The organism is Paenibacillus sp. Pae15, assembly GCF_024519685.1.
Lineage (GTDB): Bacteria > Bacillota > Bacilli > Paenibacillales > NBRC-103111 > Paenibacillus_G > Paenibacillus_G naphthalenovorans.
Genome location: NZ_JALJRM010000013.1, coordinates 22,274 through 42,004 on the forward strand (window position 1 = coordinate 22,274; position 19,731 = coordinate 42,004).

A 19,731-nucleotide genomic window follows, 5' to 3' on the forward strand; every position below is an offset into this window, starting at 1 on the left:
ATATACCCTCATTATGTAACGGACGAAAGGGTGCAAACCAATGTTGACGGGTGAATTAAGCAATTTCGTTCCGCTTCCTAGAATGATCCCTGTACGTCAAGTTTTTGACGCGCCAACGATCAATGATATTGAAGGCGAACTGAGAAAGGAACTGAACAAAGAAGCGATAAGAAATTCAATTAAAGCCGGGTCCCGTGTGGCCGTAGGCGTTGGAAGCAGGGGAATTGCGAACCTTCCCAAACTGGTAGTTACACTGATTCATCAACTGAAGGAATGGGGAGCCCAACCGTTTATTGTTCCAGCCATGGGAAGCCATGGAGGAGGAACCGCAGAAGGCCAGATCAAGATGCTGGCGGAGTTGGGCGTTACGGAAGAAAGCATGGGAGTACCCATCCTGAACTCCATGGATGTCGTTCAGATCGGCACCTTGGATGACGGCACCCCCATTTATCTGGATGAAGCCTCCTATCGTTCGGATGCCATTGTCTTCATCAATCGGGTAAAGCCTCATACGAGCTTTAAAGGGGATCATGAAAGCGGATTGCTGAAAATGATGGCGATCGGCTTGGGCCGGCACAAGGGGACGTTGGCAATCCATCAGCATCCGCTGGCTGAAATGCCCGTATTGCTGCCCAAAATAGCTGAGGTCTATCTGAAGCATGCCCCGATCGCCTTTGGGGTTGGAGTATTGGAGAATGCTTACGACAAGACCGCGCATATTGAAGCGGTCACGCCGGATGAGCTCATACTTAAAGATAAAGAACTGCTTATTCAAGCCAAAAAGTATATGCCCAGGATTGTACCGGAACAAGTCGATCTGCTTATGGTCAATGAAATAGGGAAAAACATCAGCGGTTCGGGAATGGATCCTAACATCACAGGACGGGCCGCATCGAAAGCACCGCAACAATTCAACGCACCTCAAATTGAACGGATTTTCGTTCGCGGCCTGACAAAGGAAACGAAGGGGAATGCTTGCGGAATCGGGGTGGCCGATGTGATCACCAGACGGGTTTTTGAACAGATCAATCTGAGCTACACCTACGCCAACGTCATTACATCCAAAATTCTGGATTCCGCCAAAATTCCCGTCATTATGTCCAATGACCGGGAAGCCATAAGCACCGCTTTAAGGACGTGTTACCATATCGATCTTCAAAATCCGAGGGTGGTATGGATCAAAAATACATTGGAATTAGAAAATATTTTGATTTCCGAATCGGTTTTGGCGGATATGAAGGGAGATCCCCGCATACAAGTATTAGGCGAACCTTTGGAGATCGCCTTCGATTCAGACCATAACATAACAACAGATATATGGAGAGGAATGGAGCACGGATGAGTAAACCTGCCAATCAAATCAAAGGGATTCTGGGCTTTCCCGTCGCCCCCTTTAAAGACAACGATCAATTGGATGTACAGGCATTAGCCGCAAACATTACCTTTTTGATTGACGGAGGGCTGGATGCAATTTACGTTTCGGCCGGAGCGGGAGAGTTTCAGTCGCTGACACGCAGCGAGTATGAAGCGATTGTTGAGATCGCCGTTTCGCTGAGCAGGGGAAAAGTGCCCGTATACACGGGCGTCGGGGGAAACATCAAAGAGGCCGTCGAATTGGCGCGCATCACACAAGCCAAAGGGGCTGACGGATATTTAATTTTGCCTCCTTATTTAATCAACGGAGAACAATCCGGATTATACGAATACTTTAAGACCATTATCGAATCTACGGATCTGAATGCCATTGTTTATCAACGCGACAATGCCGTATTGTCTTTGGGTACCCTGACGAAATTAGCCGTGCTTCCCCAGTTCATCGGACTCAAAGACGGTGTCGGGAAGATGGAGAGCAACATCGAGTTCGTTCAGACCTTAGGAAACCGCCTGAGCTGGATCAATGGCATGCCGTTTGCCGAAGTGACGTACCCGGCTTATGTTCCGTTGGGCTTTACTTCCTATTCATCGGCGATTTCGAACTATATACCTCACATTTCGAGAATGTTTTATAGCGCAGTCCAAGAAAACAATCAAGCTTTACTGAACGAGCTGTATAAAGAAGTGATTTTCCCGATCAACAACATTCGCAAACAAAGAAAAGGCTATGCCGTTTCCCTAATCAAAGCCGGTATGGAGATCATGGGATTACCCGTCGGCGGCAGGGTACGTGCGCCCCTGATTCCCGTAGAGAAAGAGCATTACGCTCAGCTGGAGGTTATCTTGAAGCATGCGTTAGATCGGTTTCCCAAAAAAACAGCAATAGAATCCAGCAAATAAAGGAGTATGAGTATACCATGTCCGACATTCGAGTATCTCCGGAAAAATTGACGGCGTTTTGTAAACAAGTGTTGACCGCAGCCGGTATCCCCGAGCGCGATTCGGAAATTATCGCAGATTCTCTTGTTCACGCCAACCTGACAGGCGTTCATTCTCACGGTGTTTCCAAATTGAACGATTACCTGGTCAGACTGGACAATAACCTGGTGACGAAGGAAACGAACATCACCGTCGTTTCCGAAACGCCGACAACCGCACTGCTTGACGCGGGCAACGGCTGGGGCCAGATCGTATCCCAGAAAGCCGTCGACGTAGCGGTTAAGAAAGCGAAGGAGTACGGCAGCTCCTGGGTTGGCGTCCGGAATTCGAATCACTACGGGACAGCAGCCTATTGGACGGCTCAAATTGCAGCGCAGGGAATGATCGGCATCTCGATGACCAATACCTCTCCTGTCATGGTTCCGTTCGGTTCCAAGGTGCCTACTTTGGGAACGAATCCGATTTCCATTGCCGTGCCGTCTCCATCGGGCAAGCCGATTATGCTGGATATGGCTACAAGCAACCAGGCCAGAGGCAAAATCACCCTAGCCTCCAAGATGGGCAAACCGATTCCGACGGATTGGGCCATTACCGTCGACGGACGGGAAACAAGCGATCCTCATGAGGCGCTAAAAGGAAGTCTCCTGCCTTTCGGGGGAGCCAAAGGGTCCGGGTTGGCCATTATGGTTGATATTTTAACGGGCGTGTTGACCGGGGCTCTGTACGGATCGCAAATCCCGCGCTTTTATGATGATCCGGTTCCGCAAAATCTGGGACATATGTTTGCCGCCCTCGATGTCAATGCAATGATGCCTCTTGATACCTTCCTTGAGCGCATGGCGGAAAAAGAGCGCGAAACCCGGGAGAGCGCACCAGCCAAAGGATTTGATAAAGTCTATATGCCGGGAGATCTGGAATATGCAAGAGCCGAGGAAGCCCGGAAAAACGGGATCGTATTGTCTAGTGAAATCCATAACGAGCTGTTAAGTGCGGCCCGGCGTTATGGTGCCAATGTGACTTTAGTGGACTAATAATTTCCAGAATTGCTCGTCATTACCTATGAACGCCATAGAAAGGATTGGAATACAGATGACTATAGGAGAGAAAACCACAACGAATACTTATTTGAATTATATAAATGGAAGCTGGACCGCTTCTTCGTCCGGTGAAGTGGATAAGAGTACGAATCCCGCCAATGCGCAGGAAATTGTAGGCTATATTCAAAAATCGACGGCAGCCGATTTGGATCGGGCAGTCCAAGCGGCGAAGGAAGCTCAGGTTCAATGGAGAAAGCTTTCGGGCGCCGCCAGAGGAGATTATCTTTTCAAAACGGCCAATATTCTTGAAGCCCGACTCAACGACATTGCCGAAACGATGACAAGAGAAATGGGCAAATCGCTTCCCGAAGCCAAAGGAGAAACGGCCAGAGGCGTGGCGATTCTCCGTTATTATGCGGGCGAAGGCATGCGCAAGGTAGGCGATGTGATTCCATCCACCGACAGTGAGGCGCTGATGTTTACGAATCGTGTTCCTCTCGGTGTGGTAGGCATTATTTCGCCTTGGAATTTCCCTGTTGCGATTCCGGTCTGGAAAATCGCGCCCGCACTGATTTATGGCAATGCCGTAGTGTTCAAGCCTGCGCAGGAAACCGCTGTAACGGCTGCTAAAGTGATAGAGTGCTTCGCCGAAGCGGGCCTACCGGCAGGCGTGCTCAATATGGTGACCGGCGCCGGCTCCGTGATTGGGCAGGGCATCATTGATCATAAGGATATTAAAGGGATCAGCTTCACGGGCTCCGATCAAGTCGGTAAGCTTGTAGCTCAGGGTGCGGTTGCCCGCGGAGCCAAGTATCAGCTTGAAATGGGAGGCAAAAACCCGGTGATCGTGGCAGAGGATGCGGATCTCGATCTGGCCGTCGAAGCCACCGTCAGCGGCGGTCTCCGCTCTACGGGACAAAAATGCACGGCCACCAGCCGTGTCATCGTACAAAGTAAAATTTATGACCTATTTAAAGAAAAGCTGCTGGCCAAAGTGAACGAAATCAAGGTTGGCGACGGATTAAACAGCGATACATGGATGGGGCCCTGCGCCAGTGAAAATCAATTAAACACCGTATTATCTTATATCGAGAAGGGGAAACAGGAAGGAGCAACACTGCTTGCAGGCGGAAAGCGGATCACCGGCGGCGGTCTGGAAAATGGCTTCTATGTTGAGCCTACCGTGTTTGAAAATGTGAATCGCAATATGGTCATTGCGCAGGAGGAGATTTTCGGTCCGGTGCTTGCTTTAATCAAGGTGGATACTATAGAAGAAGCGCTGGAAGTGGCGAATGATACAAAATATGGATTAAGCGCCTCTATTTTCACACAAAACATTGGAAATATGTTATCATTTATTCGAGAGATGGATGCGGGCCTGGTCCGCATTAATGCGGAATCGGCCGGGGTTGAGCTGCAAGCGCCGTTTGGCGGTATGAAACAATCCAGCTCCCATTCCAGGGAACAAGGTCAGGCGGCCATTGAATTTTATACGTCCATCAAAACCGTATTTGTGAAAGCATGATTCTTTTGAGTTAACACATATCACCGAAAGCCGGGATTCTTGACAGAAGAAACCGGCTTTTCTTAAGATATATGGAGCTTTTCTTACTGAAAGCCGGAGGCGAAATACCTGGTGCGAAGTTATTTGATTTTGGGCATGTGCGGACTATTCCTCATTCAATATTTTGTTCACGTTCAATGGCTGGAGTATCTGGTCATTTTTATGGCGCTTGCCGCCTTTCTGGGAAGCGCTACCAAAGCGGATCCCGTGCCGCGATGGTTTGGGATCTGCATGCTGATGACCGGAATCGTTCTGGAGTTTCAAAAAGGGAGGGGGATCGACGGAGTCAGTGAAGGCATATCGATGAATCTTCCTCTGCTTACGCTCGTCATTTTGGTGCCGCTGCTTTCGATTCCGTTAAAGCTCGGGGGATATTTTGATGCTATCGATACGCTGCTTCGGGGATTGCTGCATCATCCCCGTAAGCTTTTTGCGGGAATCACGAGCGTATTGTTTGTCCTGGGGCCGATTCTGAACCTCGGTTCGATCCGCATCGTCGATGAACTGCTTAAAGGCTTGAAGCTTCCTCCCGTGATGCTTGCCAAAAGCTATTTAGTGGGCTTCTCGACGACTATGCTGTGGTCGCCGTATTATGCATCCGTCGCTTTGATTCTCTATTACTTGAAAATTCCGACCATCGAATACATGGCCTATGGCATCGGGTTTGCCTTGCTCTTTATCTTGATTGGAAATGTGCTCTTTGCCTTTTGGTCCAAACGTCATCCCTTAAGCCCGGATTCTTTCGCCGAAGCGGCGTCCGCGGAAGAATCAAAAGACGGCACCTATCGCCGAAAGCTCGTTCGATTGGGTTTGATTGTCGCGGTTTTGATGAGTATGACCTTTCTGCTGGAAACGCTGACCCATTGGTCGATGCTTGTCATCGTGAGCCTTCTGTCCATTTCCTTTCCTTTATGCTGGGTAATCATAACCGGAAAATGGAGTCTATTGCGCACCCAGCTGGCTGATTTTCGAGACCGGTCCGTGCCCATTATGAATAATGAAATCCTATTGTTTACCAGCGCAGGATTATTAGGAAACGCTTTGCAGGGCACCGCCTTCGGAAGCGGGATGAAATGGGCCCTGATCAGCTTGGCCCAACAGTCGTTTTTTATTTTCGAGATATCGATTATTGTTACTGTCGTTGTCGTTGCCTTCATAGGCATTCATCCGATGGTGATCGTTACCGCGCTGGTTACCCAAATGGATGCCCAGGCATTGGGGACGACTCCCATTGCGCTTGCGATACTGCTGATGCTCGCCTGGTCCACCTCAGCCGTACTAAGTCCGGTTAACCCATTGAATTTGCTGGTAAGCCGGCTGTCCGGCATTACGGGGCTTGCCGCAGGGGTTCGCGCCAACGGGATTCACCTGTTAATTGTCGCCATCCTCGGATTATCGATTATCACGATCATTCAATAGAGCATCAAACCGAATGAGAGGCCTTCGAGGCCTCTTATTTTGTTGCCCCTCCTTTTCCATGGTTTAACAGTAATGATACTCAACAAAAAGGTGACACAATGTCATTCTGTGAGGAAATGACGGGATGAATCGCCTGAATGCATCTTTTCGGGGAAAAATGCCTGTATTTAAGGATTTCCAATGCCTGCTTTTTTTGATATAGTTCATGTATAAAAATTTAGTGACACGAAATATATAGTCTTAAAATATTTATAAGTATCGTTTTTAATGATTTATGTAATATGAAAACGACAACTTAAATGGGGGTGTACCCATGGGTCTGGAGGGTGAGATCGTCAAGCTGCTGAAAGATTTAATTCGCAGCCACAATGAAATCTTAAGCAAGAAGATGAGAGATGACAGCATAACGCCTCCCCAATGGATGACACTGCATCAAATTTATCAGCAGCCCAAGACGATTGGACAGATTGTTGATGCGGTGCAGCTTTCCTACAGCACGGTTTCGGGCATTATTGACCGGCTGGAACGGGACGGTTGGATTCGGCGCGAAAGGGATGAGCGGGACCGCCGCATCATTTGGATCTATAAAACGAATAAGCTTCAGGAAAGAATGGCGGGAAACACGATCTTTCAGGAAACGTTTTATACTGAGCTCCTGAGCGGGCTGCCGGAGCATGAACTGAACATGATTGTGAAATCTATCAGATTGCTGAACAAACAAATAGAAATGAAGGTTGGGGAGAAGACATGAAGCGCAAAGCGGTATTGTATGTTATTTTAACGTGCCTGGTGGTCGTTGGAGGGGGAATCGGCAGTTACTTCTGGTATGAAGGGCAAAATTATGTCTCAACCGAAGATTCAAGGCTTGCCGGAGATATTTATAAAGTCATGCCCCGCATTACGGGGAAGGTCATATCGCTGCAAGTGAATGAAGGGGATCATGTGATGGCCGATCAAATTATCGGACAGCAGGACAGCAATAATTTGCCTACGAGCAGCCTCGATCAAGCGGCACTAAGATCCCCTATTGAAGGGACTGTGATCAAAACCTTGGTCAAGGCGGGAGAAGTCGCCTCTCCTGGCCAAACCGTTGCCATGGTGGTGGATAAGAGACAATTGTACGTCACGGCCAATATCGAGGAGACAGAGATTTATAAAATCCATGAAGGGCAAAGGGTAGATATCCGCGTCGATACGTTTCCCGGCCAACCGTTGACGGGTCATGTGAAAGAAATAAGCAAGGCCACGGCTTCGACCTTTTCGCTGCTTCCTTCAACGAATACCAGCGGTAACTTTACCAAAGTAACCCAGCGCATTCCCGTCAAAATTTCAATTGATGATCAGCTGGGGCTGGATTTATCGCCTGGCATGAGTACTACGATCAAAATTCATTTGAAAAGCAACTGAAAAGGGGTTAGTTATCCATGAAAAAAATACATAAATGGCTTATTCCAACGGTTCTTACAACGGTTTTCGTTGGAATTTTGCCGGGATGCAGCGATACATCGGACGCAAGCGGTGCGAATCCCGCGAGTGTGCCGGTAAAGGTCATCAAGCTTGGTCAATTCACGGATCCGGGGTTAAGCGGTAAAATTATCCCCGATCAAGATATCAAAATCGTATCGAAGGTATCCGGCAAAGTGGCCGGGGTGAATGTGCAGGAAGGCGATAAAGTGAAAAAAGGCGACGTGCTGGTCCAATTGGAAACGGACGACTTGCTTCAGCAAGTGAGGCAAGCCCAATCCGGCGTGGCCGCGGCGGAGGCGAAGCTGGCCGATACGCAGGCAGGAGCCCGCACGCAGGAGATACAGGGGCTGGAGAGCGCCGTGAAAATGGCGCAGGGCGCTTATGAACAAGCCACGGCTGCCCTGCAGCAAGCCAGCGCCGCCTTGGATCTGAGCACCAAAACCTATAACCGCCTGCGGAACATGTTTGACAGCAGCTCAAGCGTGACGCAGGAGGAACTGGATAAGGGTACGCTCGATTATGAGAAAGCCAAAGCGGGCTACGAGCAGGCGCAGGCCGCGCAAAAATCGGCGGCGGCCCAGGTAGAGGCGGCCAAGGCCAAGCTCGAACAGGCCCGGATCGGGCCTACGGACAATACGCTCAAAGCGCTTCAGGCGGAGGTTGACCGGTTACACGCGGGACTGGAGCTGGCGAACAGCAGCCTGAACAATGCAACGATTACGGCACCGATCGACGGCGTCGTCGTGAAGAAAAGCATATCGCCGGGCGAGATGGCTCAGGCAGGGGTGCCGATCATCTCCCTGGTCAATATGGATCAGGTACAAGTGGAGTTGAGCGTAGCGGACAATCAAATTTCCAAGGTAAACGTAGGGACACCTGTACAAGTGAAGGTTCAAAGCATACCGGATCAATTGTTCCAGGGTACGATCTCGTTTGTCAGTCCCGTTTCTAACCCGAACAGCAATACATTCCCGGTCAAAGTAAAGGTGGATAACAAGGACGGCCTGCTGTTTGCCGGTATGGTGGCCGAAGTCCATATTGATGGTGCCGGGGATAACCGGATCGAGGTGCCGAAAAGCGCCATCGTGAAAAAAGAGAACAAGGAATATCTGTTCATTATGGATAACGATACGGCTCGCCTCGTAGAAGTGAAAACGGAAGAAAAAAATCAGGATTGGGTTTATGTGCAGCCGAATGACAAGCTCAAGGGAGACCGACAAATTGTCGTGAACCCCGGGGATAAGCTGGCGGATGGCACCAAGGTGAAAGCTCAATAGGAGGTGCTTGCAGCTATGGCCGATGCATCGGCGGTCAATCAACAACAAAAGTCGGGAGATAGCGGGATGTGGTTTGCACTGATCGCCATCGTGCTGGGCACCTTTGTCTCTGTACTTAACAGCAGCCTGATGAATGTAGCGATGAATAAATTCGTCGCGGTGTTCGGCTCCGATATCAATACGATCCAGTGGGTTATCACCGGATATACGCTGGCTTCCGCCATGGTCATTCCCATGTGCGGCTTTCTGGGGGCGCGATTCGGGAATAAAACCGTGTTTATCTATTCCGTTGCCGGTTTTACTCTGGGGTCGGTCGTTTGCGGGCTTGCGTGGAGCGACAGCACGCTCATTTTATTCCGTGTGCTTCAAGGCTTCGCCGGCGGATTTATTATGCCGATCGGGATGTCCATTATTTATTCGAACTTCCCTAGAGATAAGGTCGGTACCGCCATCGGGCTGTGGGGCGTGGCCGCCATGGTAGCTCCCGCACTCGGGCCGACGTTCGGCGGATATTTGATTCAATACTACAGCTGGCGTCTGCTGTTTTTCATCAATATTCCTATCGGTATCCTTGCCGTTATACTCGGAAAGATCCTGCTGAAAGACACACCGCGTGAAGAAGGGTTGAAATTCGATACGACCGGCGCGGTGCTTTCCATGATATTCTTTGGAACGCTGCTGCTGGCCTTAAGCAAGGGCCAAGCGGAAGGATGGACATCGTTGTACATCGTCAGCCTGCTGTTTATCGCCTTTTTCAGCTTTTTGCTGCTGCTCTGGGTCGAGCTTGGTGTGGAGCAGCCCGTGCTCGATTTGAGAATTTTCAAAAATGCCAAATTTACGATCAGCGTGATTTCGGGCAGTCTGGTCATGATGGGCATGATGGGCGGTACGTTCTTAACGCCGCTGTACCTGCAAAATATCCAGGGGCTTACCGCGATGCAGACCGGTATACTCATGATGCCCCAGTCGGTTGCCATGGCTTTGATGATGCCGCTCAGCGGGAAGCTGGCGGACCGGTTCGGTATTGTTCCATTAAGTGTCGTCGGACTGTCTATCCTGGGTATAATGACGATGGAGCTGCATCATTTGACGACAGATACACCGAATCATTGGTTGAATTTTATCTTAACAATACGCGGAATCGGGATCGGGCTTTGCATGATGCCGCTGACCACAGCCGGCATGATGGCTGTGGCTCCTCAGCAGGTCGGCAACGCTTCTCCGCTGTCCAACGTTTGCCGTCAGGTGGCCGGGTCTTTGGGGATCGCGCTTTTCGCCGCCATCATGAGCAACCGTCAAATTCTTCATTATCAGCATATTTCCGACAGTGTGTCTGTCGACTCCATTACGGCCAATGATACGCTTTCGATGCTCTCCGGAGCGATTTATTCCTGGGCGGTGGATATGGCGACAGCATCGGGAACCGCAGCCTCATACTTGGCCGGTTTTATGCAAAGAGAAGCCATGGTAAGGTCGATCGCCGATACATTTTACCTCTCGGCTATACCTGCTTTTCTCTGCATCCCGTTTGTGTTTTTCCTGAGCGGCAAGAAAAAAGCCCCTGCTGCAAAAAAGTGAATGCAGCCGGCGGCCCAGTGATTTCGGGAGGTTTACAAAAATGAAGAAAAGGTTATCTATTCTATTGAGTGCGGCTATGGCGTTTTCGATGCTTTCAACCGCAGCATTCGGTGCCGGTACATCGAAGTCATCGGCTGACTTCAGCGATTTAAAGGATTTGGATGCTTCTGCGAAAGCGAAATTCGATACGATGATATCCGCAGGCATTTTCGATGGAGTCGGGGAAGGAAGATTTGGTTTAAAAGACAAAATGAACCGCGCTCAATTCGCGAAGGTCGCTGCGTTGATTTTCGGCTTGAAGGTGGACACTTCCTTGAAGGCTTCCAGCTTTAGCGACGTAAGTGCCGACGACCCTGCGAACGGCTACGCCCTTCCCTATATCGAAGCGCTCAGAGGGGCTAATCTCACGGACGGCTTTGCTCAGAATGCGTACAACCCGGCCGGTGAAGTGACAAAGGAGCAGCTCGCCGCCTTTTTGATCCGCGGTTTGAATAAAGATGCTGAAGCCAAATCGACAGCGGGCTTGAACGATCCGACCGTCTCGGATTGGGCCAAAGGCTACGCTGCTCTGGCTATCCGGCTAAAGCTTATGGACAGCGAAACGGACGGTACATTCGGAGGTACTTCTGCTGCCACCCGCGAGCTGTTGGTTACCTCTTCTTATGAAGCAAAGCAGCAATATATACCTGGCTCCAGAAATACGAATGAACCCGGCGGAGGAGCAGTTACGCTGACCACGGATATGCCAAGCTACGACATTACGGGCAGCACGCAAGCACAAGTTAAAAGCGTACTGCAGGAAAAGACTGATGAGGGTTGGAGAATCGGCGCTGTCGTGAAGCTGAAGAACACATCGGGCTCAGCGGTTCGGATTCCTGATTATGAGCTTCGGGCCAAAGCTTCGGACGGCACGGTATACGTTCTGCAATCAAGCGCAAGCAACCCGCATTCGATTCCGCCTCAGAGCTATGTGGAATTAAGCTATATGACCGTGATTGAAGTGAAAACGGAGCTGAATTTAACGGATTTGCTTTGGATTGATGTAGATCAGAATGTGTATCCGAAGCAGGAGACCCTGCTGGCTGATGCTCCAATCGGATCGATCGTATGGCGCGGCAAGGATGCAGTCATTGAGGATTCGGCTTTGTTGGGGAATTGGGGCGTCACGTTCTCCGTTCCGGGAGAGTCCTCTGCTTTGAAGTATACGGCTTCGCGATTGAACCGACAATTTACAGGACAAGCGCCGACCTATATCGTGCAGCTCATCGTGGAAAACCCGGGCAGCTATACGGAAACCGTTCCGGATTTTACCCTCGGGGGAAAAGCGGAGGGACAGACGTTTATCGGGAAGCGGATCGAACAGGAACCCGTTACTCTCCATCCCGGCGAGAGGAAGTATTTACATTACGCGGTCACTACCGACCTGAACACACAGCTTACTGCGTTCTATGTTCTATCGCCTGAAAGCTTCTTGAAGCAAGGGCAGAGCACGCCAATAGTGTACTATACCGGAAGGATCGGCTTCAGATTCCCGTCATCTTACGGAACGCCGATGGCATTGCCGGCTTATGAGTTTGGCAAACCTATTGCCATCGACTCGCTAAGTCAAGCCGTTAGTCCGCAGTTGGGCGTGTCGCTAATGAGTCTGGATTGGTTTGAAAATGAAGGACAAAGCTTCAAGACGGCGGTGGCACAGCTGAAATTCAAGAACCCGAGCGGCAGCCCGCTTTCGGTTCCTGATCTGACGGCCGAGCTGCAGAATGCCCAGGGCATCCTATACAGCGGCAGCCGGACTGCGAGCTCCGTGAAAGAAGTGCTGCCCGGAATGGGGACGGTAGTCACGTTCACCTTTACCGTACCTTTATCCGAGGATGCGGCCCGGTTCACCTTCCGTCTTTTGGAGCAGCAGGGGCAGCAAACGTACAAATTTCCGGTTGCTGAAACCAGTGTGGCTGTAAATCCGCCTGCAGCCGATTCTACTTTGCTCACGTTCTATCCTTTTGAATTGAAGCTGTCTTCCTGGTCTTTATCCGCCGTTACGATGGCGAACCCTACGACCCGGGCATACACCTTTAATTATAAATTCAAGATGGACCTTGACGTTCATACGACCGATGAGGTGATCGTAGACCCTGGCAATCCGAAGCTGTATATGCAGCTGGAGAACAGTGAAGGCACGCGGATAGCCTCCAAGGTGTACACGTTGGCAGGAGAAAACCGGTTGATGAGCGGGAGCCAGATCATTAATTTTGATAATGTAAGCTCGGATCAGCTGGAAATTCCCGTGACGCTGAAAATTTATGAAACCATAAACACCCCTGCCGGCGATGCCAAACGGTTATTAGCTGTATTGAAGCAATGATCATCCCTTTGATTTTCAGGCTGTCTTATGAGCCCGGTTTAAAAAAAGTGTTGACGATCTAATCATCCGATGGTACTGTTTAATTCATAGTAAGTATATATGAATGGTTGTTTTGGCGAATGCGGTAATTCGGCGGTAAACCCCGACACGTCGGGGGCAGGCATGTCCGGCGCAAATCATAACACCGTTTTGCTGACCATATGTATGGAAGCCTTCTCCTCTCCTGTTCATGAGAGTTAAGAAGGCTTTTTTGATGAAGGAGATGCTTTCTCCTTGATGGGACAGGCAGGTATATGGGCAGAGCGGGACCCCGCAATGACCGGGAATGAGATGGATGGTTTCCAACCATGAGAGGGAGGTAAATATGGCAAACTCGGTAATCCTTTATCCGCTTGGTGTTGGAGATGCCTTCACTGCGCGACATTTTTTTGTGAACAGCTTCATCAGCGTGGACGGCCGTGAGTTTTTTATTGACTGCCCGGCTTATCTCGGAAAAATGTTTCATTCTAACAATAAGCACGGGGAACTGAAACTCGATCTTCACCGTTATCGCGAGCTTTTCATTACTCATATGCATGCAGACCATGTCGGCGGACTTGAGGAACTCGCATACTTTCAGTATTACAAAACCGAGAATCCGGTTAAACTCTATGGTCCCGAATGGCTGCTTCAAGACATCTGGACTCATTTGCGCCCGGCCCTTGAGCCATCTGTGCGCGAAGGAGGCGGGCTTGCTGCCTTTGACTGGTATTTTGACCCGGTTCCGATTCCGCATTTCCATGATTTCGGAGACTTCAAAGTCAGCTATAAAACCACTCGCCACATCCCGCGCACGCTCGCCTTCCGGTTCGACTTTGGCAATTTCAGGCTTGGTTATGCCCCGGATACGGGATTTGATCCTGATTTGATCGCATGGCTTAATGAATGCGATTTAATCATACACGATGCATGGTTCGGCAAAACCGAAGCATTAGGAGGAGACATTCGCAGCCTACACACGCCCATTGCCGATTTGTTGACGCTGCCGGAGGATTTTCAACGTAAAACGCTCTTATGCCATTATGCGGACACGGCATATCGTGACAGTCCGGAGAATCCAAGTGAAAACATTGGCGCCTATCGTTTATTGCAGCAAGGAAAAGTATACCGGTTGGTATAGGCCGGAAATTTGCAGAGCGGCGGGCAACCTCCGCGAAGAAACGGCTTATTCGGAAATTGACATAACATCCGCACGAAAATGTTCGAAATGCAAAAAAACAAACAAAAGAAACCGAACAATAGCTTGCCAAACTTTACTTATTTAGGTAATATGGTGATATGCTGGTTTAGAAGGTGATAGCGTGCTTCCGATAGATTCTAATGAAAGTAAGAAGAAGCTTGCCCATCTTTATAACGAAGTATCCAAGAGTTTGTTCGGATTCGGTACGATTTCGCTTAAAGTATCGATTGATGGCAATATAATCACTTTCAAAGCCAAACATCGCCGGTCTCCGCGTTCGGAAGCTTTGGAGGGAGAAGCCCCCAATTTGAAGTATGAAGTTGACTTTTATATGTCGAACATTTACAAGAAGAAGATGAGGGAACGGTTGGAGGAAAGATTCGAATTGGACATTGAGGCGGTGCTGCGGGACTATGATCCTGCCACCCAGTGGGCCATCACGAATGTTATTTTGGCCGAATCCTGACGGAATATCCGGTACGTTCCCTTTTTGATATATCTTAAGGGGAGCTACCCCACGGAAACCAACGGATAACGCCTGACTTTGTTTACGAAGGGAAAGCGCTTTGGTTAGAAGATTCTTTCTAGCTGAAACGCTTTCCTTTTTTTTATTTAACCACATAAAACAAGGGGAGGAATAGGATGTGAAGAAAAAATGGATTAGCGGCCTGGTTTCAGTATCTCTTTTGGGACTGGCTCTGGCCGGGTGCGGAACGGAAAAGCAAGAACCAAGCGGTACGGCGTCGGAGGGCGGTGGGGAACCGACCAAACTCGTTATTTCCACCTGGGGCTTCTCGGAGGATTTTTTCAAGAAAGAAGTCTATGAACCGTTCGAAAAACGGCATCATGCCCGAATCGTCGTTGAAATTGGTAACAATGCGGAACGTTTGAGCAAAGTAAAGCAGGGCAGCTCTCAAGTGGACCTCATTTATTTGTCGGATTACTATGCGCAGCAGGCGATTGAAGCCGGCTTGTTCGAGAAGATCGACCGGAGCAGAATACCTAATATCGAGCAGATTTACGATATAGCCAAAGCGCCGCTCGGCGAGGAGTACGGTCCGGCGTATACGATCGGCCAACTGGGCATTGCATACAATCCGAAAACGGCGGGCAAGGAGCTGAAATCCTGGAGTGATCTATGGAGTCCTGAGCTGGCCAAGAAGCTGACGCTGCCGTCGATCACCTCGACGAGCGGCCCGATGGTTCTTGATGCCGCATCGCATGTGGCCGGCTCCTCCTCATTCGATGAAGAGCAGGCGTTTGCCAAGCTGAAAGAGCTGAACCCCCATGTAGTCAAGTATTACAGCAAGACGTCCGAATTCGTGAATATGTTCGCCCAAGGCGAAATCGTCGCGGGACCGATTTTGGAAATGTACGTGAAAGATCTGAAAGCCGCTGTTCCGGACGCGAAGTTCATCGCCCCGCAGGAAGGAGCTTACGCTGTAATCAACACCGTGAATGTAGTGAAGGGCAGCAAGAACAAACCGTTGGCCGAAGAGTTCATTAACTGGCATCTGAGCAAGGAAGTTCAGGAGAAGGCGGCCAAAGCGGCTGTCGATTCTCCGGTGAATAAAACATTGCAGCTGAAACCGGAGGAAGTACAAGGAATCACCTATGGTATAGAGGTTGTGGAGAAACTGCGTATGCTGGATATGAAATTCGTCAATGAACGTTTGAAAGCCTGGACCGACCGTTGGAACCGGGAAATCACGCAATAAGGCGAATGAACGGATAAACAAGGATATGCGGTTTTCCAGTGTATCCTTGTTTTTTCTTGACGGGAGCTTATGCGGAAGAAAGGGGACGGTTATGCAAAAGAAAGTTATCCTGGATGTGGATACCGGTATTGATGACGCGCTCGGGATTGTGCTTGCGGTTCGCAGCCGGCAGCTCGATATTCTGGGGATTACCACAGTGAGCGGAAACGTTTCTTTAGCCAAAGCGACCGAGAATACATGCAAAATCTTGGAGCTGCTGGATGCGGCAGAGCGGATTCTCGTCATCCGGGGGGCGGACCGGCCTTTGTTCCGGCCGGCCGTGTTTGAACACAGAGTGCATGGGGAAGACGGTCTAGGCGGCGCGTTATCCGCAATGCAGCTTGAGAAAACGGCTGCGGACGGCTTTGCTCCCGATTTCATGATCGCGAGTGCGGCGCGGTTTCCGGGCGAGGTTACGCTGGTCATGACGGGGCCTCTCACCAATCTGGCCCATGCCGTCAGGAAAGATCCGGGCTTGGTCCATCGCGTGAAGGAGGTGATCTTCATGGGAGGAGCAGTCCAAAGCTTCGGCAACGTGACGCCCACCGCCGAGTACAACATGTACGTCGATCCGGAAGCAGCGAAGATCGTTATGCATGCGGGCTTTCGTTCATTAACGCTGGTCGGGCTGGACGTCACACGCCGTGCGCTGCTGACAGAAGAGCACATCGGGCAGCTGGCCGGCTCTCCCTTAGGTGCTTATGTCCGGCAGAGCACGGCAGATTATATGAAGCGTTACTATGAACGGTACGGAGTGCGTGCTTGCGCCATGCACGATCCGCTGGCCGTCGGCGTAGCCATAAACCGCGACCTGGTCACAACCGGATATTATTACGTGGATGTGGAGACCCGAAGCGACTTGTGCGACGGGCAGACGGTCTGCGATTTTCAGAACCGGCTTCACAAGCAGCCGAACGTCCATGTATGCCTGGAAGTCGATACCGGCGCTTTCCTCCGGCTGTTTATCCGTGCTCTTCGCAGCATCTAGTACCGGCGAAACAAGGAACGGAACAGGAGATTGCTTTACATGAAAAAAACGTATATTTATCTGCTGCTGCTGCCCGGCCTATTGTTTTTGGCGGTATTTATGCTCATGCCTATCCTGCTGACGATCGGTTCGACCTTCTTTCCGGAAGGGAGCTTTACGCTCGGCGGGTATATGCAGTTTTTCAAGGATCCGTATTTTCTCAAAATATTGCTCACGACGCTGCGGGTGAGTCTTGTGACAACCGCAATGTGCGTTATTGTGGGATTCCCGGTGGCGTATTACATCTCCAGGCAGTCTCCCCGTACAAAAGCAGTGCTGCTGGCTTTGGCCATCTTTCCGCTGCTGACGAGCCCGGTCGTCCGCTCGTTCAGCTGGATGATCATTCTAGGCAAGAACGGACTTCTGAATCGTTCTCTGTCGGCTCTGGGCATGATCGATCAGCCGCTCGAAATTCTGTATACTCCTGCGGCGATGATGATCGGCATGGTTCATCTGTTTCTGCCGCTGATTGTGATCACTCTCGTCGGCGTGCTGGAGAACATCGATCCCGATTTGTTGAAGGCCGCGGAGAGCCTGGGGGCATCCAGGCTGAAAGCCTTTTTCAGAGTCGTCGTGCCGCTGAGCGTGCCCGGTCTGATCGTAGGGAGCATTCTGGTGTTCGTAGGCAGCCTGACGGCTTATACGACGCCTGCCCTGCTCGGAGGCAAGCAGCTTGTCGTCTCCACCTTTTTGTACCAAAATGCAATTACGCTGAATGATTGGTATTCGGCATCGGTGATCGCCGCGATTATGATTGTCGTGACATTGGCTGTCATCGCCCTGATGAATGCCGTCGCCAATAAATTGAATCCGAAGGGGTAGCTTGATGTGCGGGAGAACCATCGCGGACTGGGTTTGTTTACGCTGCTGGTCTATATCTTTCTGCTCGGGCCCCTGCTGATTATCGGGGTGGCTTCCTTTGAACCGGGCACAATTCTGAAATTTCCTCCCCAGGGATTTTCATTCAAATGGTATCAACATATCTTTGAAGTCGAGATGTTCATGAAGACCTTCCGGACATCCGTGCTTGTTTCGTTTGTCGGCAACGTATTGGCGCTTCTGCTGGGCATTCCCGCGGCGTACGCGTTAAGCCGGTTTAGCTTCAAAGGCAAGGACACCTGGAATGCGGTCTTTATTTCGCCGGTGCTCATCCCCGGCATTGTGCTCGGCTTTATCATGCTGAAGTATTTGATCGTCGCTTATCAACTGCCGATTTATACGGCCTTGTTCGCGGGGCATACCGTCATTATGCTTCCGTTTATGATCCGCGTCATCGCTTCCAGCTTGTCCAATTTCGATTTTGCCGTCGAGGAAGCGGCGCATAGTCTTGGGGCGGGGCCTCTCCGCACCTTTTTCACCATCGTGCTGCCCAATATCAAGTCGGGCCTTATCGCAGCTGTACTCATTGCGTTTTTGGAGTCGTTCAACAATGTGGACATTTCCGTCTTTATGACGGGACCGGGCGTCAGCACGCTGCCGATCCAGATGCTGACTTATGTGGAAAATAACTTTGACCCGACGATTGCGGCGATTTCCGTGCTGCTCATGATCTTTACGGCCATGCTGATGTTTGTGATCGAGCGATTGATGGGATTATCTTATTTTACCAAAAAATAACGGAGGCTATTATCATGGCATTGCTTATGCTGGACAACGTATCGGTCGCTTACGATCAGCAAAATATATTGCAAAATTTCAGTCTGGATATAGACAAGGGGCAGTTTGTGTCGCTGCTCGGTCCGAGCGGCTGCGGGAAAACGACGACCTTGAGATTGATCGCCGGATTCCTGGAAGCCAGGGCTGGGCGATTCATATTTAACGGAAAAGACTACACCCGGGTTCCGGTCAGCAAACGGAATTTTGGCTTTGTGTTTCAAAGCTATGCTTTATTCCCGCACCTGAACGTTTACGATAATGTCGCTTTTGGCCTGCAGATGCGCAAGGTTCCCAGGGAAGACATCGACCGGCGGGTCAAAAAAATATTGGACATTGTCAGTCTCGGAGGCCTAGACAAGCGAATGCCCAAAGCTTTATCGGGAGGGCAGAGGCAGAGGGTAGCGATCGCCCGCGCGCTGGTGATCGAGCCCGACCTGCTACTGTTTGACGAGCCGCTCAGCAACCTCGACGCCAATCTCCGGATCAACATGAGGGTGGAAATCCGCCGCATTCAGCAGGAGCTCGGCATTACTACCGTCTATGTTTCGCATGATCAGGAGGAGTGCTTTTCGATTTCGGATCAGGTGGCCATTATGAACAAAGGGTTAATCGAACAGCTCGATACACCGGCCGCCATATTTAAATACCCTAAAACCGAATTTGTCGCCAAGTTCACCGGCTTTACCAACTTTATCGATTTCGAAGCGCGCAGAGACCGCGGCGGAGACATTGAGCTGAAGCACCGGGGCGGGCATACATTCACGGTCGCTCCGAATCCGAAGTATGCGCAGCATGCCGGCCGGAAAGGCGCCATACGTCCTGACGATATCGTCCTTCACGGCGTTGGCGAGGCTTACTCCTCCGGCGGGAACAGCCTGACGGGAACCGTCAAGGTGAGCACATTCCTGGGACGAAGCTACCAATATATCGTTGAAACGGAGCTCGGGAATTTTACGGTCAACAAAGAAATGGATTTACCTTATGTCAACGGGCGGCAGGTTCATCTGCAATTCCCTAAGGACAAGCTGGTATTGGTTAAATAATGAACTTGGAGG

General features: G+C 50.4%; 17 protein-coding genes. All 17 read left to right on the forward strand.

Features of this window, described 5'->3' with window-relative positions; translation table 11 throughout:
• The first annotated feature begins 40 nt into the window (after positions 1-40).
• Complete coding sequence (locus tag NR121_RS12705; RefSeq protein ID WP_054819135.1) at positions 41-1,342, forward strand: nickel pincer cofactor-dependent isomerase, group 22; 1,302 nt, start codon at positions 41-43, stop codon at positions 1,340-1,342.
• Positions 1,339-2,274: a 5-dehydro-4-deoxyglucarate dehydratase gene (gene kdgD / locus NR121_RS12710; protein ID WP_256831285.1), complete on the forward strand. Its 936-nt coding sequence runs from the start codon at positions 1,339-1,341 to the stop codon at positions 2,272-2,274. The genes NR121_RS12705 and kdgD overlap by 4 nt, the downstream gene beginning before the upstream one ends.
• A gap of 17 nt (positions 2,275-2,291) precedes the next feature.
• Entirely contained in the window at positions 2,292-3,344 is a 1,053-nt protein-coding gene (locus NR121_RS12715; RefSeq protein WP_137670633.1) for an Ldh family oxidoreductase, read from the forward strand.
• Between the two features lie 58 nt (positions 3,345-3,402).
• Positions 3,403-4,875, forward strand: coding sequence for an alpha-ketoglutaric semialdehyde dehydrogenase GucD (gene gucD, locus NR121_RS12720; RefSeq protein WP_062406296.1), 1,473 nt, complete (start codon positions 3,403-3,405; stop codon positions 4,873-4,875).
• Between the two features lie 111 nt (positions 4,876-4,986).
• On the forward strand, positions 4,987-6,333 hold the full coding sequence (locus NR121_RS12725; RefSeq protein ID WP_137670634.1) for a hypothetical protein: 1,347 nt from the start codon (positions 4,987-4,989) through the stop codon (positions 6,331-6,333).
• A 313-nt stretch (positions 6,334-6,646) separates the two neighbouring features.
• Positions 6,647-7,084: a MarR family winged helix-turn-helix transcriptional regulator gene (locus NR121_RS12730; protein WP_054819139.1), complete on the forward strand. Its 438-nt coding sequence runs from the start codon at positions 6,647-6,649 to the stop codon at positions 7,082-7,084.
• Entirely contained in the window at positions 7,081-7,740 is a 660-nt protein-coding gene (locus tag NR121_RS12735; RefSeq protein WP_054819140.1) for an HlyD family secretion protein, read from the forward strand. Before NR121_RS12730 ends, NR121_RS12735 begins: the two co-directional genes overlap by 4 nt.
• 17 nt (positions 7,741-7,757) lie before the next feature.
• A complete protein-coding gene (locus NR121_RS12740) occupies positions 7,758-9,077 on the forward strand; it encodes an efflux RND transporter periplasmic adaptor subunit (RefSeq protein WP_074728091.1) in 1,320 nt (439 codons plus the stop codon).
• Between the two features lie 15 nt (positions 9,078-9,092).
• Positions 9,093-10,655, forward strand: coding sequence for a DHA2 family efflux MFS transporter permease subunit (locus tag NR121_RS12745; RefSeq protein ID WP_256831286.1), 1,563 nt, complete (start codon positions 9,093-9,095; stop codon positions 10,653-10,655).
• A gap of 40 nt (positions 10,656-10,695) precedes the next feature.
• Entirely contained in the window at positions 10,696-13,017 is a 2,322-nt protein-coding gene (locus NR121_RS12750) for an S-layer homology domain-containing protein (protein ID WP_256831287.1), read from the forward strand.
• A gap of 364 nt (positions 13,018-13,381) precedes the next feature.
• Complete coding sequence (locus NR121_RS12755; RefSeq protein WP_174350576.1) at positions 13,382-14,176, forward strand: MBL fold metallo-hydrolase; 795 nt, start codon at positions 13,382-13,384, stop codon at positions 14,174-14,176.
• A 181-nt stretch (positions 14,177-14,357) separates the two neighbouring features.
• Complete coding sequence (locus tag NR121_RS12760) at positions 14,358-14,702, forward strand: hypothetical protein (RefSeq protein WP_054817573.1); 345 nt, start codon at positions 14,358-14,360, stop codon at positions 14,700-14,702.
• Between the two features lie 178 nt (positions 14,703-14,880).
• The gene (locus NR121_RS12765) at positions 14,881-15,954 is read left to right on the forward strand and encodes an ABC transporter substrate-binding protein (RefSeq protein ID WP_062406309.1); all 1,074 of its coding nucleotides are present in this window, start codon (positions 14,881-14,883) and stop codon (positions 15,952-15,954) included.
• A gap of 91 nt (positions 15,955-16,045) precedes the next feature.
• Positions 16,046-16,981 (forward strand): nucleoside hydrolase, encoded by a 936-nt coding sequence (locus NR121_RS12770; protein ID WP_256831288.1) that lies wholly within the window; start codon positions 16,046-16,048, stop codon positions 16,979-16,981.
• A 39-nt stretch (positions 16,982-17,020) separates the two neighbouring features.
• Positions 17,021-17,842, forward strand: a complete 822-nt coding sequence (locus NR121_RS12775; RefSeq protein ID WP_256831289.1) for an ABC transporter permease — start codon at positions 17,021-17,023, stop codon at positions 17,840-17,842.
• 6 nt (positions 17,843-17,848) lie between these two features.
• The gene (locus NR121_RS12780; protein WP_256831290.1) at positions 17,849-18,637 is read left to right on the forward strand and encodes an ABC transporter permease; all 789 of its coding nucleotides are present in this window, start codon (positions 17,849-17,851) and stop codon (positions 18,635-18,637) included.
• 14 nt (positions 18,638-18,651) lie between these two features.
• Positions 18,652-19,719, forward strand: a complete 1,068-nt coding sequence (locus NR121_RS12785; RefSeq protein WP_054817574.1) for an ABC transporter ATP-binding protein — start codon at positions 18,652-18,654, stop codon at positions 19,717-19,719.
• The last annotated feature ends 12 nt before the right edge of the window (positions 19,720-19,731 follow it).

Excerpts from the sequence above, each read along its gene's own strand:
- kdgD (WP_256831285.1), top strand. The coding sequence starts at position 1,339 with ATGAGTAAACCTGCCAATCAAATCAAAGGGATTCTGGGCTTTCCCGTC.
- NR121_RS12745 (WP_256831286.1), top strand. The coding sequence starts at position 9,093 with ATGGCCGATGCATCGGCGGTCAATCAACAACAAAAGTCGGGAGATAGC.
- NR121_RS12730 (WP_054819139.1), top strand. The coding sequence starts at position 6,647 with ATGGGTCTGGAGGGTGAGATCGTCAAGCTGCTGAAAGATTTAATTCGC.
- gucD (WP_062406296.1), top strand. The coding sequence starts at position 3,403 with ATGACTATAGGAGAGAAAACCACAACGAATACTTATTTGAATTATATA.
- NR121_RS12755 (WP_174350576.1), top strand. The coding sequence starts at position 13,382 with ATGGCAAACTCGGTAATCCTTTATCCGCTTGGTGTTGGAGATGCCTTC.
- NR121_RS12715 (WP_137670633.1), top strand. The coding sequence starts at position 2,292 with ATGTCCGACATTCGAGTATCTCCGGAAAAATTGACGGCGTTTTGTAAA.
- NR121_RS12785 (WP_054817574.1), top strand. The coding sequence starts at position 18,652 with ATGGCATTGCTTATGCTGGACAACGTATCGGTCGCTTACGATCAGCAA.
- NR121_RS12770 (WP_256831288.1), top strand. The coding sequence starts at position 16,046 with ATGCAAAAGAAAGTTATCCTGGATGTGGATACCGGTATTGATGACGCG.
- NR121_RS12735 (WP_054819140.1), top strand. The coding sequence starts at position 7,081 with ATGAAGCGCAAAGCGGTATTGTATGTTATTTTAACGTGCCTGGTGGTC.
- NR121_RS12775 (WP_256831289.1), top strand. The coding sequence starts at position 17,021 with ATGAAAAAAACGTATATTTATCTGCTGCTGCTGCCCGGCCTATTGTTT.
- NR121_RS12750 (WP_256831287.1), top strand. The coding sequence starts at position 10,696 with ATGAAGAAAAGGTTATCTATTCTATTGAGTGCGGCTATGGCGTTTTCG.
- NR121_RS12705 (WP_054819135.1), top strand. The coding sequence starts at position 41 with ATGTTGACGGGTGAATTAAGCAATTTCGTTCCGCTTCCTAGAATGATC.
- NR121_RS12740 (WP_074728091.1), top strand. The coding sequence starts at position 7,758 with ATGAAAAAAATACATAAATGGCTTATTCCAACGGTTCTTACAACGGTT.